General features: G+C 71.1%; 1 protein-coding gene. It reads right to left on the minus strand.

The features are described 5' to 3' along the window. On the minus strand, positions 1-1102 hold a 1102-nt coding region (locus B0W80_RS34045; protein WP_143684925.1), incomplete at both ends, for an Ig-like domain-containing protein.

Below are 1102 nucleotides of genomic sequence, written 5' to 3' on the forward strand. Positions count from 1 at the left end.
AAGGTGTAGCTGCCGTCGGCGTTGATGAGCAAGGTGCCGATGCCGGCGATCGTCGCGGTCTGGCCGGCGGTGAACACGGCCGCATTGCCTGCCACCTGGAAGCTGGTGACGGTGACCGGGCCATCGGGGCTGGTCGTTCCGGTGAGCACCGAGCCGGTGAGCACCACGTCTTCGGTCGCGCTCACCACCTCGTCGGCGTCGGTGAAGGGATCGTCCACCGGCGCGACCGACAGCGTGAGCGTGGCGCTGGCCGTGGCATTGGCCGTGCCGCTGCCGTCGCTCACGGTGTAGCTGACCACCGGCACCGGGCCGTTGTAGTTGGCCGCGGGCGTGAAGGTGTAGCTGCCGTCGGCGTTGATCACGAGGGCGCCGATGCCGGCGAGCGTCGCGGTCTGGCCCGCCGTGTACGTGACGCCGCCCACGCTGAACTGGGTGACGGCCAGCGCGTCGTTGTCCGGGTCGCTGTCGTTGGCGAGCACGTTGCCGGTGGCCGGCACGTCTTCGGTGACCACCAGCGTGTCGGCCACGGCCACCGGCGTGTCGTTGACCGCCGCGATGTCGAACGTCAAGGTGTTCGGTGCCGTGTCGAAGGCACCGCCCGAGTCCTGCACCGAGAAGGTGAAGCTCGCGTAGCCAGCGCCGTTGCCGTTGGCTGCCGGCACGAAACTCAGGCGCCCCGCGGCGATGTCGGCCGCCGAGACCACCTGGCCCGCGACCACCGCCACGCCGTTGAGCTGCAGCGTGCCGGCGGCCGGCAGCGTGTCGATGCGCACGCTCGCGAGCGTCTGGCCGGCATCGGCGTCGGTGAAGCCGAAGTTGGCCGCGGCCAGGGCCAGCGGCGTGTCCTCGACGCCGGCCACGTTGGCGTCCGTGCCTTGCGGCGGCGTGTTGTTGCCCACGTTCACCGTCAGCGTGGCCGTGCTCGTGAGCGTGCCGTCGCTGGCGGTGTAGCTGATCGCCACCGGGCCGGTCACGTTGGTGGCCGGCGTGAAGTTCAGCGTGCCGTCGGGGTTGATGCTGACCACGCCGAGGGCCGGGTTCACGCTGGCCGCGACCACCGTGAGCGGCGGGCCGTCCACGTCGGTGTCGTTGGCCAGCACCG

Source organism: Variovorax sp. KK3 (genome assembly GCF_001984055.1).
In the GTDB taxonomy this organism is placed as follows: Bacteria; Pseudomonadota; Gammaproteobacteria; order Burkholderiales; family Burkholderiaceae_C; genus Variovorax.